16 protein-coding genes are annotated in these 16,959 nt (G+C 39.3%); 7 read left to right on the top strand and 9 right to left on the bottom strand.

Annotated features, from left to right (window positions below; translation table 11 throughout):
• Positions 1–17 precede the first annotated feature (17 nt).
• Both EHQ59_RS07210 and EHQ59_RS07205 read right to left on the bottom strand, forming a co-directional pair.
• Complete coding sequence (locus tag EHQ59_RS07210; protein ID WP_135618760.1) at positions 18–929, bottom strand: ankyrin repeat domain-containing protein; 912 nt, start codon at positions 927–929, stop codon at positions 18–20.
• Between the two features lie 17 nt (positions 930–946).
• A complete protein-coding gene (locus EHQ59_RS07205) occupies positions 947–2,680 on the bottom strand; it encodes a GMC oxidoreductase (protein ID WP_135618757.1) in 1,734 nt (577 codons plus the stop codon).
• A 131-nt stretch (positions 2,681–2,811) separates the two neighbouring features.
• Here EHQ59_RS07205 and EHQ59_RS07200 point away from each other — a divergent pair, with 131 nt between their 5' ends.
• On the top strand, positions 2,812–3,843 hold the full coding sequence (locus EHQ59_RS07200; RefSeq protein WP_135618755.1) for a DUF2804 domain-containing protein: 1,032 nt from the start codon (positions 2,812–2,814) through the stop codon (positions 3,841–3,843).
• Positions 3,844–3,928: 85 nt separating this feature from the next.
• On the opposite strand, the gene EHQ59_RS07195 is transcribed toward EHQ59_RS07200, so the two are convergent.
• Positions 3,929–7,015 (bottom strand): efflux RND transporter permease subunit, encoded by a 3,087-nt coding sequence (locus EHQ59_RS07195; protein ID WP_135618752.1) that lies wholly within the window; start codon positions 7,013–7,015, stop codon positions 3,929–3,931.
• Between the two features lie 62 nt (positions 7,016–7,077).
• Positions 7,078–7,752: a DsbA family oxidoreductase gene (locus EHQ59_RS07190; RefSeq protein ID WP_135618750.1), complete on the bottom strand. Its 675-nt coding sequence runs from the start codon at positions 7,750–7,752 to the stop codon at positions 7,078–7,080.
• 52 nt (positions 7,753–7,804) lie between these two features.
• Between EHQ59_RS07190 and EHQ59_RS07185 the strand changes: the two genes are divergently transcribed.
• Positions 7,805–8,989, top strand: coding sequence for an Acg family FMN-binding oxidoreductase (locus EHQ59_RS07185; protein WP_135618748.1), 1,185 nt, complete (start codon positions 7,805–7,807; stop codon positions 8,987–8,989).
• A gap of 44 nt (positions 8,990–9,033) precedes the next feature.
• Here EHQ59_RS07185 and EHQ59_RS07180 read toward each other — a convergent pair whose 3' ends face one another.
• The 4 genes from EHQ59_RS07180 to EHQ59_RS07165 are packed head-to-tail and all read right to left on the bottom strand — an operon-like array spanning position 9,034 to position 11,898.
• The gene (locus EHQ59_RS07180; protein ID WP_208652333.1) at positions 9,034–9,840 is read right to left on the bottom strand and encodes an EAL domain-containing protein; all 807 of its coding nucleotides are present in this window, start codon (positions 9,838–9,840) and stop codon (positions 9,034–9,036) included.
• A gap of 57 nt (positions 9,841–9,897) precedes the next feature.
• On the bottom strand, positions 9,898–10,866 hold the full coding sequence (locus EHQ59_RS07175; protein WP_135618746.1) for a sulfite exporter TauE/SafE family protein: 969 nt from the start codon (positions 10,864–10,866) through the stop codon (positions 9,898–9,900).
• Between the two features lie 5 nt (positions 10,867–10,871).
• Complete coding sequence (locus tag EHQ59_RS07170) at positions 10,872–11,450, bottom strand: LIC12231 family lipoprotein (RefSeq protein ID WP_135618744.1); 579 nt, start codon at positions 11,448–11,450, stop codon at positions 10,872–10,874.
• The gene (locus EHQ59_RS07165) at positions 11,431–11,898 is read right to left on the bottom strand and encodes a hypothetical protein (protein ID WP_244245430.1); all 468 of its coding nucleotides are present in this window, start codon (positions 11,896–11,898) and stop codon (positions 11,431–11,433) included. Before EHQ59_RS07165 ends, EHQ59_RS07170 begins: the two co-directional genes overlap by 20 nt.
• A gap of 135 nt (positions 11,899–12,033) precedes the next feature.
• Between EHQ59_RS07165 and EHQ59_RS07160 the strand changes: the two genes are divergently transcribed.
• Positions 12,034–12,447 (top strand): hypothetical protein, encoded by a 414-nt coding sequence (locus tag EHQ59_RS07160; protein WP_135618903.1) that lies wholly within the window; start codon positions 12,034–12,036, stop codon positions 12,445–12,447.
• Here the strand turns inward: EHQ59_RS07160 and EHQ59_RS07155 are convergent.
• A complete protein-coding gene (locus tag EHQ59_RS07155) occupies positions 12,432–13,268 on the bottom strand; it encodes a YihY/virulence factor BrkB family protein (RefSeq protein ID WP_135618737.1) in 837 nt (278 codons plus the stop codon). The genes EHQ59_RS07160 and EHQ59_RS07155 overlap by 16 nt on opposite strands.
• Before the next feature lie 110 nt (positions 13,269–13,378).
• Here EHQ59_RS07155 and EHQ59_RS17710 point away from each other — a divergent pair, with 110 nt between their 5' ends.
• The 4 genes from EHQ59_RS17710 to EHQ59_RS07140 are packed head-to-tail and all read left to right on the top strand — an operon-like array spanning position 13,379 to position 16,928.
• On the top strand, positions 13,379–13,540 hold the full coding sequence (locus EHQ59_RS17710) for a hypothetical protein (RefSeq protein ID WP_012387307.1): 162 nt from the start codon (positions 13,379–13,381) through the stop codon (positions 13,538–13,540).
• Between the two features lie 51 nt (positions 13,541–13,591).
• Positions 13,592–15,535 (top strand): ABC-F family ATP-binding cassette domain-containing protein, encoded by a 1,944-nt coding sequence (locus tag EHQ59_RS07150; RefSeq protein WP_135618735.1) that lies wholly within the window; start codon positions 13,592–13,594, stop codon positions 15,533–15,535.
• A complete protein-coding gene (locus tag EHQ59_RS07145) occupies positions 15,535–15,876 on the top strand; it encodes a rhodanese-like domain-containing protein (protein WP_135618733.1) in 342 nt (113 codons plus the stop codon). Before EHQ59_RS07150 ends, EHQ59_RS07145 begins: the two co-directional genes overlap by 1 nt.
• A 2-nt stretch (positions 15,877–15,878) precedes the next feature.
• The gene (locus EHQ59_RS07140) at positions 15,879–16,928 is read left to right on the top strand and encodes a 3-deoxy-7-phosphoheptulonate synthase (protein ID WP_135618731.1); all 1,050 of its coding nucleotides are present in this window, start codon (positions 15,879–15,881) and stop codon (positions 16,926–16,928) included.
• The last annotated feature ends 31 nt before the right edge of the window (positions 16,929–16,959 follow it).

The following is a 16,959-nucleotide window of genomic DNA, read 5'->3' as shown; positions in this document are numbered from 1 at the left end:
ATATGGATTCGAATCGATCAAATTAAATCAACTAACTTTGCTTTGGCGAGTTCTTCTGGTTTGAATGGTTTTTCAGTTTGGAGATAAAAAATCATTTCTTTTCTTAGGGGATACACCTCTCCTAAGATGGCCTTTTGGATCACAAAGTCTTTCCAAGTTTTGAAACAATGACCAAACTTTTCACGATCCAGTAAACGACTGATCGACTCTTCGTTTTCACCCCAGACAAAGGGATTGGCACCTGCAAAGAGAAGTTCCTTCATTGATTCCACACCATCACAAGAGGCGGCTAAAAACAATGCCGTGTTCCCCAGTTGGTCTTTTGTTTCTAAAGGAAAACTTTGATCCTCGATTAAAATTGCACAAACGTCATCTAAGTTCCGTTCGGCTGCCAGATGCAGTGCATTTTTTCCTTCTTGGTCCAAATGGTCTTTAACCTGTGGAAAGGTTTTTAATAGATACAAAACAATCTCAAATCGATTTTCTACTACTGCTTCTAAAAAAATGGATCGTCCTTGTTCATTGCGTAAGGACAAAACTTCGTCCGTGATCCAAGGATGGATAGACTCCCAAAGAGTTTCCATAGATTCCAATACGGCAATATGGAAAATTGTATTTCCTTCTTTGTCTCGTGTGAATAGGTTAGGCGATGTTTTCCAGTAAGAGGATGTTGCGACCAAGGCTTCCAAAAATTGGGTGCGGTTCTGACTAACCACGTCAAAGATCACATTGCCAGCAGTTCGATAAGGTGAATTTGGATCGGCTCCAGTGATGATGGCATGTTGGAATAAATCCACATGATCCATTTTTAACATCCAAGAAAGAGCATTGGTTCCATAAGAATCCAATTCGTTTGGATCGGCCCCTTCTTTTAGAACTGAATCCCAATCTTCAATCGAACCGGACTTTGCAACATCAAAGACAGTCATTCCTGTTACAATAAAACTTACTTCACTCTTGTCGATTTTTTAACCACACGTTTTGTCGGTTTGAAACTAATGATTTTATCAAATCCACGTTTTACTTCAAATTTTAAGTAAGGAACTGTCGTTTCCTTTGGTGGGATGAGGCTCATTGCTCTCTCGGATAGTGCAGTGATAGTTAAACTTGGATTCACACCTAAGTTGACAGTCAACATGGAAGCATCACAAACACGTAGGTTCTCATAACCAAAAACTTTATTTTCCAAATCAATCACACCTTTTTCAGGAGATTCGGCTACAATGCATCCTCCCATGATATGACCTGTGACAGGAGCTGATAATAATGTTTCGTTGAGAGAGCTTCTGGGAATTCCACCGACGATCTCAGCCAATTTACGAGTGAAGGCATTGGCGATGGGAATGTAGGTTGGTGTTGGTTCCCCAGTGGACAGTGCCGAAGTAATCGTTCTTTGAAAAGGCCAAATGAATCGACGTTTGCGAACAAGTCGTACGCTATTGTCCACCGTTTGCATGACAAGTAAGATGATAGAGTTTTTTGCAAATCCAAATGGGTTGTGAGCTTTGAGAAAGTAAATTGGATGGCGTAACATTGTCCAAAAAAACTTCAGTGGTCTTGGGAACTTACCACCGCCATCGGTCATGATACTAGCAAGCACTCCAAAAAAATCGGAACCTTTGGAATAACGCACAGGCTCAATATGTGTATTTTCATCAGGATGAACAGAAGACGTGATAGCAATGCCTCGCGAATAATCTGCGTTGTGACTCGATGGAACAGTCACTGGTAAAACCGTTTCGCTGTTCGTACGTACGGTATCACCTAACTTCTCTGATAACCTAATCATTTTGTTTTCTTGTTGCATCTTGAGAAGTAAACCAACAGTTCCCATCACACCTGCTGACAACACAACTTGATTGGATCGAAATTTCTTTTTTGGATACCCAAACCAACCTGTTGTACTGTTGGTTTCTAATTCATAACCATATTCACCACTTGCCTCAGGATCAGGCATTCCTTTCACATTGAGTGGAACAAGAGAGGTAACTTTTGTTTCCGGTAAAATGACAGCACCTAACTTTTCTGCTAAGTATAAATAATTTTTATCAAGAGTATTCTTTGCATTATGGCGGCAACCCACCATACACCCACCACAATAATTACAAGGATCACGATCTGGTCCATCGCCGTCAAAAAATGGATCTTTTGGGTCTTTTTTGTTACCGAAATAAATCCCAACAGGTGTTCTTCGAAAGGTATCTTCTTTTCCAAAAGACTTAGCTGTTTCTAATAATAGATGGTCTGGCTCCCATAATTGTGGATTCTCAGTTACACCTAATATGTGCTTTGCTACCTCGTAATAAGGTAATAAAGCTTTTTCTCCACCCATTTTAGAATACAAAGGTGAGTTTAATACTTTGCTTGAGGGAACATACAAAGTACAAGCGTAGACAAGAGATCCACCACCCACTCCCGATCCACTTACGAGCAAAAAATCATTGAGTAAATTGATCCTTTGGATTCCATAAAATCCGAGTTTTGGCATCCATAAATACTTACGTAAACTCCAATTGGTTTTTGGAAAATCACCTGCTTTCCATCGTTTCCCAGATTCGATGACTAAAACTTTATAACCTTTTTGGGAAAGGCGATATGCAGAAACAGAACCACCAAAACCTGACCCAACGATAATCACATCGTAATCATATTTTTGTTCTTTTGGAATGGTTTGGTTCATGGTTCGTTTTTCCTTGTTTGTGGAGAATGAGCGAATCCGATTCTCCAATGGAATTCATTTTCTGTCAATTCGCTCTTCTGAATTCTGAAAAAACTTCTAGTCGAATCAAATCATAGGTTTTGAATCGGTTCATGCCTGAAATCAAAAAACAAATTCCCTTACTCAACTCTGATGGAACCCTTACAGAAGAAGGTTGGGCACGTTCCCCTCATTGGACTTACAACCGCGAAAATATCGCCGCATCGATACTAAGAATTAAAGAATGGGATTATTATTCGATTCTTTCTCCTTCCCAAGGATTTGGTATCACCATCACAGCATCAGACTTAGGTTATGCGGGACTATTTGCCATTTGTTATTTAGATTTTAAAAAAGGTATATTCCAACAAATAGACACCCTCTCTGTTTTCCCGTTAGGAAAAACAGGATTCCCTAGAGCAAATAATAGTGGAGTGGTTCGTTTCCAAGATAAAAAACTCCATTTACGATTTGAAACTAAAGATGGCAAACGTTGTTTGGAATTTGGATCAAATGAATTCTTATCCCCAGATGGTTCCAAAGGAATCCAAGGAACTATAGAACTAACAGAACCAAAAATGGATACGATGAACATTGCAACCTCTTGGAAAGAAAACCGAAAGGCTTTTTATTATAATACCAAAATCAATTGTATGCCTGCGAAAGGAAGTGTTGTGGTGGGAAACCAAACTTTAACCTTTGATTCCAAAAAAGATTTCGGTGCATTGGATTGGGGACGAGGAGTTTGGACTTATAAAAATCGTTGGTATTGGAGTTCTCTCTCTGCTTGGATCAATGGAAAACCATTTGGTCTTAACTTAGGATATGGATTTTCTGATCGGAGTCCTGCTTCTGAAAATGTAATTTTTTATGATGGCAAAATTCATAAACTCGATGAAGTGAATTTCATCATCAATACAAACGATTATATGGCACCATGGAAATTTGTCTCAAATAACAATCGTTTGGATTTAGATTTTAAACCTATTGTGGATCGAAATTCGTATATGAATTTTCTCATCATTAAATCTGTCCAACACCAAGTGTTTGGTACGTTCACGGGTACAGTTGTGTTAGATGATGGGAAAAAAATCAAATTAGAGAACGTGCTTGGTTTTGCCGAAGACGTCCTCAATCATTACTAAAAAAGAAAACGCGATCACAAGCTTTGTCATCGCGCCCATTTCCATCCATAAAATTACATTGTCATTCAAATGGAATTCGTTTGGTTTACACCCTTTTCCTTAGTTTGTAATATGCCGAGAAACTTGCTGGGATAAAGATAAGAGACCCAAAGGTTCCAAATCCGAGTCCCCATGCCAGTGACAATGTCATTGGAATGAGGAGTGGGTCTGATCCACCTATGGCATAAGCAGTTGGAATCATCCCAGCCATCGTTGTCATCGTCGTTACAAGAATTGGTCTAAAACGTTCCGAAGAGGCGGTGATGAGAGATTCCAAAAGTCCTTCCCCTCTTGCCTGAAACTCTTCAATCGTATCTACTAATACAATTGAGGCGTTTACAATCACACCCGCAAGTCCAATGATTCCAATCATCGCAAGAAAGCTAAGAGCTTTACCAGAAATTAAAAATCCAAACACAACACCCACAAATCCAAGTGGAATCGATAAAATGATTAAAACTGGTTTTTTGATACTGTTAAAAATAATCGCAAGGATGGCAAAAATTCCAAAAAATGCTAAAACACCTGCAACTAACAAGGATATCATGGACTTAGCAGTTTCTTCTTGTTCCCCACGAAACTTGATTTTATAACCTGGATATTTTTTTCCAATGTTTCCAAATTCATCTACAATTTTGCCATTGACGATGGAAGAACTGGTAATTGCTTCATTTACATCCGCAAGGACAGTGATCGCTTTTTCATAATCATTATGATACAAAGCTTCAATCCCTTGGACCGTTGTTTTTGTGGTAACCGCTGTAATCGGTGTTAGGAGACCAAATTTATTCGAAATTCGAATGGAATCCAAATCCTCAATGCCATCTCGGAAACGATCATCATTTTGGATGATGATACGCACTTCATCTTTTCCTTTTCGAAGGTTTGATGCTTCTAACCCTTCCATGGCAGTCCGAACATAATACGCAGTGATTTCTGTATCAATTCCTGTGATTGCAGATGCAGTATCCTTCACACGAATTTGGATTTCTTCGCGACCAGGTTTGTAATCATCATTGATATTGATGACACCTTCTTGTTTACGTAAAAAATCCTGCATCTCATTTGAGATTTGTTTTAATGTTTTGTAGTCACGACCTTCAATGGCGACAGTTACCGCTGCTCCAATAGGTGGACCATTCACAACTAAATCCACCATAACTGAAATGGCATTTGGTAATTTTTTTAAATCAGGTTCCAATTCCCCAAAGATTTCCTGGGCCGTTCGTTTGCGCTCAGTTTCCGGAACAAGAATGATTTGAGCCATACCCAATTGTTCTCCAATCCGAGTGAGTGGATCCGTTGGGTCCGTTTGTTGGATTCCGATTTTTAAAATGATACTTTGAACTTCGGATTTAGGAATTTTATCTAAGATGGGTTGGAAGTATTGCAGTTGTTTGGTGGTCTCTTGCGCAGAGAAGTCTGGTGGAAACTCCGCACGTACAAGAACGTAATCAATCCCCTCTTTCGGAAATAAATTGAAGTTCATAAGGCCGACCAGTCCACAAGAGGACAAAAAGACGATCATGATGCATCCAAGAGCAAAAAAAGGTTTTGCTACTACTTTGGTAATGAAATTCGTAAAATTTCTTTTTAATGATTCAAAACCATTTTCTAAAAAGGAACGAAAACGATCTCTATGTTTGGACCTTTTTTTAGGTGTATTGGAAGTGAACTGTGCATAACGCACTGGTAATAAAAGAAATGATTCAAAGAGGGACAATGTTAGGGCGACGATGACCATAAATGGGATCTGCCAAATGAATTTACCCATAATCCCAGACATAAAAGCCATCGGCAAAAATGCTGCCACTGTTGTTAAGTAAGATCCAATGATTGGCACAAACAATTCACTCGCACCGAGAACTGCCGCTTCCTTGGAATTATAATTTTTTGAGCGATACTTATAAATATTTTCTGAGATGATGATACTATTGTCCACGAGCATCCCGAGTGAGATAATGATCCCGAGCATCGAAACTAAGTTAAACGACACATCAAAGATCGGAAACGCAATCGTTGTTGCAAATAAGGTAAGTGGTAAAGACAAACTGGTTAAAATAGAGTCTTTAAAACTAAAAAATAAAATTAACACAACTACGACTAAAAACAATCCTTGTAATGAGTTTGTGATTACAACATCTAATCGTTTGAGAGCTCTTGCGCCTTCGTTGTTGAGTTCCGTAAATTGAATGTTTGCTGGAATTTGTTTTTTCAGTTCATCAATTCGTTCATTCACTGCTTCCACAGTGCGAATGATGTCTGCACTATCTTTTTTGATGATTTGTAACACATAGGCTGGCTCACCATTCACCACCGCTAACACACGTGGTCGTTCGTATGTATCTTTTACGTTGGCAACTTGAGACAGTAAAATAGTGTTCCCTGTTTCATTAGAACGAATGGGGATGTTTTTGATATCATTGATTTCGTTAATTTCACCAGTCACACGGATGTCTTGTGTGATGGGTCTTAAAAAAGATCCAGCAGGAACACTGATATTTCGTTTGGAGATGGCATTGATGATGTCAGCAAATCCAATTGTGTATCTTTTTTTAAGATCAGGATCCACACGAATGCGCCATTCTTCTTTTCGTTTTCCAAACGCATCCACACGTGAGACACCTGACACTTTTCGCATTTCATCTTCGATGAAACGTCCCATCTCTTGTAATTCCATCTCATCCATCGCTCCATGGATTGCGATCTCTAATACTGGGAAGTTGGAACTCTTTTGTTCTGTGACAATCGGTCTATCTTTTACCTGTGTTGGTAAGTTTGTTACTCGGTCTACGGCACGTCTGATATCGTTCACAACACCATCAGGGTTACTGTGTTCCAAATCGATTTTGATACTGATATCTGATTCCGAGTTACGAGAAATCGATCTGACAGAATCAAGTCCTTCTACTTCGCGTAACTTCTCTTCGATGGGAATTGTCACCTTTTTTTCCACATCCACTGGGCTTGCCCCTGGATAGACAGTTAGCACTCTCACCTGGCGGAAATTGACCCGAGGAAAAGCTTCTCGTTTCATCGAAAGTACGGAGATGATCCCCGCAAGAAACAAAAAGATGAATACAAGGTTTGCTACGAGTGGTTTATAAACAAAAAAATGAATGACTTTTCTCATGGGTTAACTTCGGTTTTTTAGAATTCGACATCTTGACTCATCAGTCAAGATGATTCGGAAATTTATTGATTCTTATTTTCGGATTCTCGTTCTTTTATGACAGTTTCAATCACTTCCACAAACACAGAACTATCCTGAGCGCCACTCACTGCATATTTGCCACCAATGATGAAGTAAGGTACCCCACTAATTCCATTTTGATGGTAATATTGAATTTCTTGTTGGATTTCCTGTTTCAAATTGCCATCATTATAAATGGCTTCAAACCGAGTACGGTCTTTGTATACAGGTTCTACTACCTTCCATATTACTTCTTTGTCGGTGAGATCCAAACTCTTTTCAAAGTTAGCGGCAAAAAATCGCTCTACTAAGTTTTGTTGTTCTTCCAATGTGGGAAGGGCCGCTACAAGTGCATGTAATACTAATGTATTTGTCGCTTTAGGAATGGTTTGGAATTGAAAATCGATACCTACATCCTTTCCAATCTCTGTCAGTCGTTGCCAAGCTCCGTCCAAACGATCCAAACTTCCAAATTTTTGTGTTAGGTGTAATTTGTAGTCAATTCCTTCCTCTGGGATTTCAGGAGAAAGTTGAAAAGGACGCCATCGGACAACAGGAGTGATGGAACTTCCCACTTGTGCCAGGGCTTTTTCTAATTTCTTTTTGCCCACATAACACCAGGGGCAGGCTACATCAGAAACGATATCGATGGGAAATACTTCAGAGTTGGTTGACATTTGAAATTAGACTCCGATTCATAAAAGGATAGTTTGAATTACCAGGAAAAAGATGAAACACAGTAGAGAAAGTTTTTTAAAAAAAAGTTTAGCGTTGGGAACGATGGTTTCTTTTGTTTCCTTACAAAAAAGTTTATATGCCTTTGGTGACAAAGAGAACGCAAAACACAGAGAAAACCCAATCGCTTATGCAGAATCACTTGGATACACGAGTCCCATCGACCAAATTTTACTTACAGGGATTCTTGCACCGAACTCTCATAATTCCCAACCTTGGAAATTCAAAAAAACATCGGATCGTGAATTTTATCTTTTTGGAGATGGAGAAAAACAATTACCAGAAATTGATCCCATCAATCGTCAATTTTACCATACCCAAGGTTGTTTTTTAGAACTATGCCACCTAACGGCCGATTCGTTGATGTTTGATACAGAAATCCAACTTTTCCCAAAAGGAAAACCCAATCCAAACAATTTTGCCAAAACACCAATTGCAAAAATTTCGATTCAACCCAAAACCAAATGTGTACATGATTTTTTATTTTCAGGAGTGCCCAAACGTAGAATGAATCGTTCGGAGTATTCTGGCGAAATTCTTTCTAAGGAAGAATTGGAAGCCGTTCATTCATTCGCAAAACCATTTCAACATAAGATTCGTTTCATCAATGATCCAACGGAAATGAATTCCATTTTGCCAATCCTACTCGATGCTTTTGCCATGGAAACCAATCGTTACGAATCCAATGAACTCAATCGAAAATGGTTTCGATTGACAAAAGAATCTATGACAGAACACCGAGATGGATTAACATTGGAAGGAAATGGTTTGTCTGGAATCAAACTTTGGTTTGCCAAAACTTTTTTTGTGAATTTATCCAAAGAATCTTGGCACAGCGAAGATTCCAAACAAGCGGCAATCAACCTCTTCCGTTCCCAAGTACAATCATCAAAAGCCTTGGTCTTTTTTATTTCAGAAGGAAAAGATGACGAAACCACTTGGATCCAAACAGGAAGAGATTTTATGCGTTATACATTATCTTGTGCAGTGAAAGACATCGCCTTTCATACGATGAACCAAGCTGTAGAAGATTATACTGAAAGTCGAATTTATACGAAACAATTAAAACAAATTTTAAATCTAAAACCAAACGAGGAAATTCAACTCATCGCAAGGCTTGGCCGAAGCAGTTATGAATTTGATTCTTATAGAAGAGATCTCAATCGTTTTTTTATGTGAACCAATGCGAAACATCTTGTTTCTAAGGCATTGAGAAAGATAGATTAAACGGTAAGATCAGGGAAATGAACTTCTCCCGCAGACTCAAACGCTGGTTTGGAAAATAAATACCCTTGGTACAAATGGATTCCAATGTCCACGAGAACTTTTAACTCTTCCACGGTTTCCACACCTTCCGCAATGACAAGGATTCCAATCTCACGACAAACATCGGCGATGGCCTTCGTGAGTTTTCTTGCGACTGTATTGTGATGGATGTTTCGAATGAGTTCCATGTCCAACTTGATGAGATCGGGTTGGAACTTCGCAAGTAAATTGAGTCCCGAATACCCTGCTCCAAAATCATCAATCGCAGTCAAAAACCCATACTTCTGATAGGCTTTAAAGATATTGATGATATGATTGTGGTCTTGTACTTCTTCCCCTTCGGTCAGCTCGAATACCAATCGATTCAATGGGAATTTGTATTCGCGACTTGCTTCTAAGGTCGTTCGAATACAAGTTTCTGGTTGGTAAACAGCATTTGGTAAAAAATTAATATTGAGTAAGGCAGGAATTTGGATCTGGCTTGCTAGTTGGATCGCTTTGATGCGACACGATTGGTCAAATTGATAACGATTGGTTTGGTTCACTTTGGAAAGAATCGAATAAGCAGATTCTCCTTGAGTTCCTCTTACTAAAGCTTCATGAGAATAAATACTCTTCTCGTTCCAATCCACGATGGGTTGGAATGCCATCGAAAACGAAAAGTCCAAACCCGCACCATTTCGGCATTCGGCACAATTGTATAACTTTGGCACTTTTCCCTGAGGAGTGTCGATTAACTGTGCTTCTGGAAAACTTGGTTTCATCTTTTTAGGTGTCCCAATTTAGACGATAGGTGAAAGATTGCAACTTAGTTTTACAAATTAAAATTTTGGTAGTTTCGCAATTAAATACCAAGCCACAACCAAAAACTGAAAAAAAGAAGTCACAAGTAAGATGGTATAAGGTTTCGCATTCACTGCTTTTAAAGAACCAATCCTTGCTCCAAAGATACCACCAAAACTTCCAATGAGAGCGAGTTCCCAATTTAATTTTCCTAACAAAAGGAATTGCACAGTGGTTCCAAACGAAGTTAAGAAGATACCAAGAAAGGATGTAGCAACTGCCTCTACAGGGCTCATACGAAAATAATAAACAAATAATGGAACTGCTAAAAAACCTCCACCAATTCCAAACAAAGATGAGAACATGCCAAAAAAAATACCAACGAGTAAAACAATGACAATGGATTTTTGAGTGAATGAAAACTCAGTTGTATCTCCCAATGCTTCTTCCGCTTCCGAGTGCGTTTGTGTAGAGTTTCCATTTGATTTTTCTTTTGGTTCTTGGATGAGATCCAAAGAGGAAGCGGACAAAGCATCGTAATATTTTTTTCGTTTTTTCAAGGCTGCGATTAAATTATAAACAGCAAGGATTCCTAAAAAAATCGTAAAGACAAAGAGATAAACAAATTCCGACAACGGAATCCCATAGTACAATTGTTTGCCGATAGGGGTGTCTTCAAATCTACCAAATGCGTAAGCCGTATATTGTGCCGAGGGAATGGATGTGGTCAGTAATAAAAATCCTTGTTTCCATCGGATTTTATCGTTTCGGTAATACACATAAAGCCCTGACAAAGCAGATACGGGCATCTGTGCAAGGGAGACAGCAACGGCCTGAACAGCCGTTAAGTGAAAGAAACTATGGAAAAAAGGTGTGTAAATGAAACCTCCTCCCAAACCCAGAAAGGAGGCCAAATACCCTACAAAAAACCCAACTCCAAACACAACAAAGATGCCGGGCCAAAAACCCCAAACAAATTCATTAAAAATTGGGAAAATTGTTTCCAAAGGTTTTAAAAATGTTCTTTTGCATCCTCAAAGAATTTGAAAGTCATACGTTCAAATACTTCTTTTTCGGTCGCAGTTTCAAAGTTATACCATGAGATCGGGATAAACAAAATCCATTGTGCATAGTTACGAAAGATATGGTAATCATACGTTCCGACTTTTTTCCCATCTTTATATAGGATGTATTGTACATCGTATCCGTCTTGTGTGGACCATGCAGGAAGAAACGTCGCAGTGAGCGTGGAAACACCTAAAAACGCAGTGGCAATCGGTGTAGGTGATCGGTAATTGACTTTTACATTGACCAGATAACCAACCTTAGGTACATCAACCCCTTCTTGGGTTTTTTTAAATCGTGTTTTATTATCGAAGTAGTTCTTTAGAGCTTCTCTTCCCCCTAAATTCAATTGTGGGAAGGTGGGAAGTACATATACAAAATTGGTATCTTCCGTTTTTTCTTCTGAAGGAAGGGGCAAAATTTTAGGATAATCTTTGTAGCTAATGATACAATTGGACAGGAAAAGAAATGATAACACCACTCCTGTTAATAATGTAAATCTCAATTTAGTTTTGACTATGGTCATGTAAACCCTCCTCGTCATGTCTTCTTTCTAATTCTTCGTATAATTCTTCTTGGTCTTCTGTAAAAAACAATTCATATCCAATTCGTAAACAAACGGGATCATCTTCCATCGAAACATTACTTGGTAAAATGAGATTCATCACAAAAAACGTGTTGGATTCTGCTTCTTCTAAAAAAACTTCTGTGGCATCCCATTCATCAAATTCTTCGACATCTGGTTTTCTGAATTCTTTTAGGATTTCATCAAACGACTCAGTGATGTAATTGAATTCGCCAGACTCGCTGTCGATGATAAACTGAACATGATGGCAACCAGGACCCTCTTCTTCCAGAGGACTTAAAACCATACTTCCACAGGCAGGACAATGGATGGTTGGGTCGATGGCACCACTTGGCCAATTGATGTTGATGGTTTCGATCATAGAAAGCGAACCTCGAGTTCCCATCATAAGGACATCCTTTGTTTAGGAAACCTGAATTTGTTTTTGTTTTTCAAAAATGAATCCGAAAGAACTGTTCTTTTAGAAAAAAAAGAGATAGAGTTTGCCTAAAAAATGGGATTGCAAAATGAATTCAAATTAGGCATGGGAATTACCGCTGAATACCAATCTGCCTTCACTTCCAGTTTCCAAGAATTTTTTGGAAATGCAAAAGACATTGGTTGGGAATTATACCATCTAAGCTCCGAACCCGATAATGATTTTCCTTCTTGGTTAACCTTTACCATCAGAAATCCGTTAGGTGGTAGAGCCATCGTTTTTCGTTACCACCACTTAGAAAACAAATTTTATGCACATCTAAAAGTACAAGTGATCCCTGGAGAAGAAAATTGGAGTTTGGATCAATTGTTTCACAAAAAAGGATACACGGACTTGGATGCAGATGACATTTTATCTTCTGGAGGAGAATGGCTTTTCCATTCCTTGGCCAGACATTATTTTGGAATCATCATTTCCTTTTGTCCACGGATCCTAGAGCCTGATTATTTTTTAGATTGAGATTTTTTTTTGCGATCATCCGATAGAATCTGATTCCACAAAAATCCCCAAATGAAAAACGTTGAGTTGATGTAAGTATATAACATCAGAACAACCATTTTGGAAATCAAATCATACGCCAAAGAATAGTTCACACCTACGTTTTTCATCTTTAAATAAAACTGGAATCCAAAACTCATTCCAAGAACCAGTAAGGAAGCAAAAATGGCTCCTGGCAAATTTTCTTTCAACGTGGTTTTTGCTTTGGTAATGTAGGCGTAATAAAAAGTAAAAACTCCAATGCAATATGGCAAAATGATCAGAGATACCGAAAGATAAGGATTGTTGCGAAAAAACGAAAACCGAAACGATTTATATAACATTCGTTCAATGGACACAATTCCATACGTTAGATAAAAATACAAAACCAGTAACACAAGAGAGATCACAAGAAGTCGAAAATTGATCCATTGGGATGCAAAAAATCCAACTTGTGTTTCATCACGAGAAATAAAACGAAGGGCCTTCGAGATGCTCCCAAAGATCGTAAGACTCGAAACAAAGGAAATCACAATGCTAATCGCAATCACATTGTAACTTTTAACCTTGGTTAGGTTTTCTACACTTTTGTCAATGGGTTGGAAAATGGGAGCAGGCAAAAATTTACCAATTTGATCCGTCATCAAATTGATGGTTTTTGGATCTTGCAAAAGCCCAAGAAGGGTCACAAACACAACGAGTAAAGGAAATAAGGTCAAAAGAAAGGTAAACGAAAGTTCCGAGGCAAGGCCATGAACATCGTATAAATACACTTCGCTGAAAAATCGACGGATCCGTTTCATGCGGTCAGTTTGCTACTTGTCCGTATTTTTGTCTTATTTTTCTTGCTCTCTCGATTCGTGAGGAAACCCTGGAAGAATCTCAGTGACGTACCTAAAAGGGGAAAACTTCCATGTCAGAAGAAAAAGAAAAGAAGAACAAAAAAATCGCGAAAATGACGGTCGAGGAAATTGACTCTGCCATTAAAAAGTCGGTTGAAACCATGAACGGCGAATCGAGCCTTTATGTGAAACACCTTCGCGAAAGAAAGGCGGAACTCCTAGCCAAGAAATAAGGTTAGTCCCTCCTAAATTCCCCGCCGAACTGGCGGGTTTTCGCAAACGCTTTGATCCAATTCATCCAAATCCACCAACACTTCGGTCCTAAAGTCCTTTTTGAAGGTTTTAGCTGGCACATCAAACCTGGCTGCCGCGTTGCCCTTGTGGGTCCCAACGGTTCTGGAAAAACCACACTTTTCCAAATGGCTGCAGGGAAACTCAAACCCGAGTCGGGGGAAGTGATTCGTTCCAAACACACCGTTTTATCCCTCTTCCAACAGATCCCAGAATTCAATCCGGATACGTCTGTGATTGAAACCGTTCTCGATGAAAACAAATTGTATGCGCAGTACGATTCCAAACGTAAGACCATCGAGAGAAAGTTTGAAACCACTGACCACGAAGATCCGGAATTTGAAACTTTACTCCACGAACAAAGTGAACTAGAGGAATTCGCCCACTTATACGACTTACACGGTTTAGAAGCTCGTGCCAAAAAAATCCTTTCGGGGCTTGGATTTGCCACTACAGACTTCACAAGAAAAACAAAAGAGTTTTCCCCAGGTTACCACCACCGCATTGGTCTTGCCATTGCCCTACTCAATCCACATAACCTATTATTACTCGATGAGCCAACAAACCATTTGGATGATAAAACCAAATCTTGGTTAGCTGACTTTTTAGTTTCACAAAACCAAGCTTTTGTTCTTGTGACCCATGATCCTGAATTTTTAAACCAAACAGTGGAAACCATCATTGAAATCAATCCCCATGGAACGTTTGAATTCCAAGGAAGTTTGGAAGAGTTTTTTGAAGCCAAAAACGAAATCCAAGAAAAACTAAAAGTCCAATTTGAAAAAGAAGAAACCTATTTAAAGTCCCGTATGGAATGGGTGGAACGATTTCGTGCCCAAGCTACAAAAGCAAGACAAGTCCAGTCTGTCATCAAACGCCTGGAAAAACGGGACAAAGTAGACAATCCAGAAGATAGTTTTTGGAACCAAAAACCAGACTACCAATTCCAATTTGTCCCTTCCAGTAATATCATCCTTCGTTTGGAACATGCATCCTTTTCTTATCCAGATCGAAATACTGGTGAGAAAAAAACCATCTTTGAAAATGCAGAAATTGAAATTTCTGCTGGCGACAAGATTGCGTTAGTTGGCCCTAATGGAGCTGGAAAATCAACCCTTATGCGATGTTTGTTGGAACAACACAAACTCGATACGGGCAAATTGTATTATGGTCCCAAAACCAAACTTGGTTATTTTTCCCAAACCCATGGGGAAGATTTGGATGAATCCCTGAACCTTGTAGAGACAGTCCTCAAAAAATACCCAGAACTGAATGAAGAAAAAGCAAGGACTCTCCTTGGACATTTTGCCTTTCCTGGGGACGGCGTTTTTAAGTCCGTAAAACACCTATCAGGTGGAGAGCAAAGCCGTCTTCGATTGGCCTTACTTGTCAACCACCCATCCAATTGTTTATTTTTAGATGAACCTACAAACCATTTGGACATCGTGATCCGAGAAGCCATCAAACGTTCTCTCATCGATTTTCCGGGAAGCCTTCTCATCATCAGCCACGACCCCGACTTTATGAAGGGACTTTGTAACCGCACCTTCCAACTCTCGGGTGGAGAATTAAAAAACCTGAATTGTAGTTTTGATGACTATCTCAAATTCCATAAAGAAGACGAATTGGGTACTAATGCTAAGGACCAAACCTCCAGAAAACCGAAATTAGAAGAAAAAAAGCCCAATCCTCAGGCGAGTAAAAACAAACGGAAAAAATTAGAAAAAGAAATTTCCGATTTGGAAGTCCAAATAGAAAGACTGGAAAAAAATAAAAAAGACAAAGAAGAACTTTTACAGGATCCAGAGTTCTTTAAAAACAGAAGTTTTCAGTTGGAAATGGACACTTATAACGATATTAAAAGAGAAATCTCTCTCCTAACCAAACGTTGGGAGGAGGCAACACTAGAACTAGAGGAAATGGGCGGAGTTACATAATGGTACCGGAAATCGATGTAGTCAGTTTTAAAAAACGTCTGGATGCAAGAGCGGAAGGAAAGGATGATTTTTTTGTTTTGGATGTGCGAAATCCAAACGAACAACAAATTGCGCTCGTACCTGGTACAGACAAACTCATTCCTGTGAGTGAACTTGCCGCTCGTATCGAAGAAATTAAAAGCCAAATCGACAAAGAGATTTTGGTGTATTGTCGTTCTGGTGGAAGATCCGGAATGGCTTGTGGAATTTTAGACCAAGCAGGATTTAAATCTTACAAAAACGTGGCAGGAGGAATCCTCGCGTATTCTGATCTCGTTGACCCAAACATGCAAAAGTATTAATTATGAAACCAACTGCGAATTTAAGAATTTTAGAACAACATAGTCTCATTCCACCTTCTGTTCTGATCGAAGAACTTCCTTTAACCGATGAGGCATCAGAGGTGGTTGTCAAAACTCGAAGCCAAATTTCAGACATCATTCATGGAAAAGACGACAAGCGCATGTTAGTGGTCGTTGGTCCATGTTCTGTTCACGACATTGACGCTGTGATGGAATATGCACAAAAGTTAAAACCAAAAATCAAAGAGTTTGAAAAAGAACTTCTCATCGTGATGAGAGTGTACTTTGAAAAACCAAGAACCACTGTTGGTTGGAAGGGTCTTATCAACGATCCCGATTTAGATGGATCCTTTCATATCAATAAAGGACTACAACTCGCTCGTAAACTATTACTCGATCTCAATAAAATGGGGATTCCTTGCGGAACCGAATTTTTGGATGTGATCTCTCCCCAATACATCGCTGACCTCGTCGCATGGGGAGCCATTGGGGCAAGGACCACTGAAAGCCAAGTCCACCGTGAACTAGCATCGGGACTCTCTGCACCCATTGGATTTAAAAATGGAACCGATGGAAACGTACAAATTGCTGTGGATGCCATTCGTTCCGCTAGCTCCAGTCACCATTTCCTATCTGTGACCAACCAAGGGAGTAGTGCGATATTTAAAACTGCCGGAAACAAAGACACACATGTGATCTTACGTGGTGGAAACAAAGGACCTAACTTCGATGAGGCTTCCGTGAATGAAGTGGGTTCCCAAATCGAGAAAGCAGGCCTTCCTCCCAAAGTGATGGTGGACTGTTCTCATGGCAATAGCCAAAAAGACTTTCGCAAACAACCAGGTGTTGTGGATTCTGTGGCAGAACAATTTGCTAAAGGAAGTAAATACATCCTGGGTGTGATGGTTGAAAGCCACCTAAAAGAAGGAAACCAATCCATCGACGCCAAACCTTTGACCTATGGACAATCCATCACAGATGCTTGTGTATCTTGGGAAACAACTGTTCCTATGTTTGAAAAACTAGCGGAAGCTGCCATCAAACGTAAGTAAGACTGGCTTATCTCTCCGAAGTTTGTGGATG

Source organism: Leptospira kemamanensis (assembly GCF_004769665.1).
GTDB lineage: Bacteria > Spirochaetota > Leptospiria > Leptospirales > Leptospiraceae > Leptospira_A > Leptospira_A kemamanensis.
This window is presented reverse-complemented; position numbering and strand designations above follow the sequence as displayed.

Coding starts and splice junctions, on each gene's coding strand:
- EHQ59_RS07205 (WP_135618757.1), bottom strand. CDS start 2,680: ATGAACCAAACCATTCCAAAAGAACAAAAATATGATTACGATGTGATT.
- EHQ59_RS07190 (WP_135618750.1), bottom strand. CDS start 7,752: ATGTCAACCAACTCTGAAGTATTTCCCATCGATATCGTTTCTGATGTA.
- EHQ59_RS07160 (WP_135618903.1), top strand. CDS start 12,034: ATGGGAATTACCGCTGAATACCAATCTGCCTTCACTTCCAGTTTCCAA.
- EHQ59_RS07180 (WP_208652333.1), bottom strand. CDS start 9,840: ATGAAACCAAGTTTTCCAGAAGCACAGTTAATCGACACTCCTCAGGGA.
- EHQ59_RS07145 (WP_135618733.1), top strand. CDS start 15,535: ATGGTACCGGAAATCGATGTAGTCAGTTTTAAAAAACGTCTGGATGCA.
- EHQ59_RS07210 (WP_135618760.1), bottom strand. CDS start 929: ATGACTGTCTTTGATGTTGCAAAGTCCGGTTCGATTGAAGATTGGGAT.
- EHQ59_RS07195 (WP_135618752.1), bottom strand. CDS start 7,015: ATGAGAAAAGTCATTCATTTTTTTGTTTATAAACCACTCGTAGCAAAC.
- EHQ59_RS17710 (WP_012387307.1), top strand. CDS start 13,379: ATGTCAGAAGAAAAAGAAAAGAAGAACAAAAAAATCGCGAAAATGACG.
- EHQ59_RS07165 (WP_244245430.1), bottom strand. CDS start 11,898: ATGATGGGAACTCGAGGTTCGCTTTCTATGATCGAAACCATCAACATC.
- EHQ59_RS07185 (WP_135618748.1), top strand. CDS start 7,805: ATGAAACACAGTAGAGAAAGTTTTTTAAAAAAAAGTTTAGCGTTGGGA.
- EHQ59_RS07140 (WP_135618731.1), top strand. CDS start 15,879: ATGAAACCAACTGCGAATTTAAGAATTTTAGAACAACATAGTCTCATT.
- EHQ59_RS07170 (WP_135618744.1), bottom strand. CDS start 11,450: ATGACCATAGTCAAAACTAAATTGAGATTTACATTATTAACAGGAGTG.
- EHQ59_RS07155 (WP_135618737.1), bottom strand. CDS start 13,268: ATGAAACGGATCCGTCGATTTTTCAGCGAAGTGTATTTATACGATGTT.
- EHQ59_RS07200 (WP_135618755.1), top strand. CDS start 2,812: ATGCCTGAAATCAAAAAACAAATTCCCTTACTCAACTCTGATGGAACC.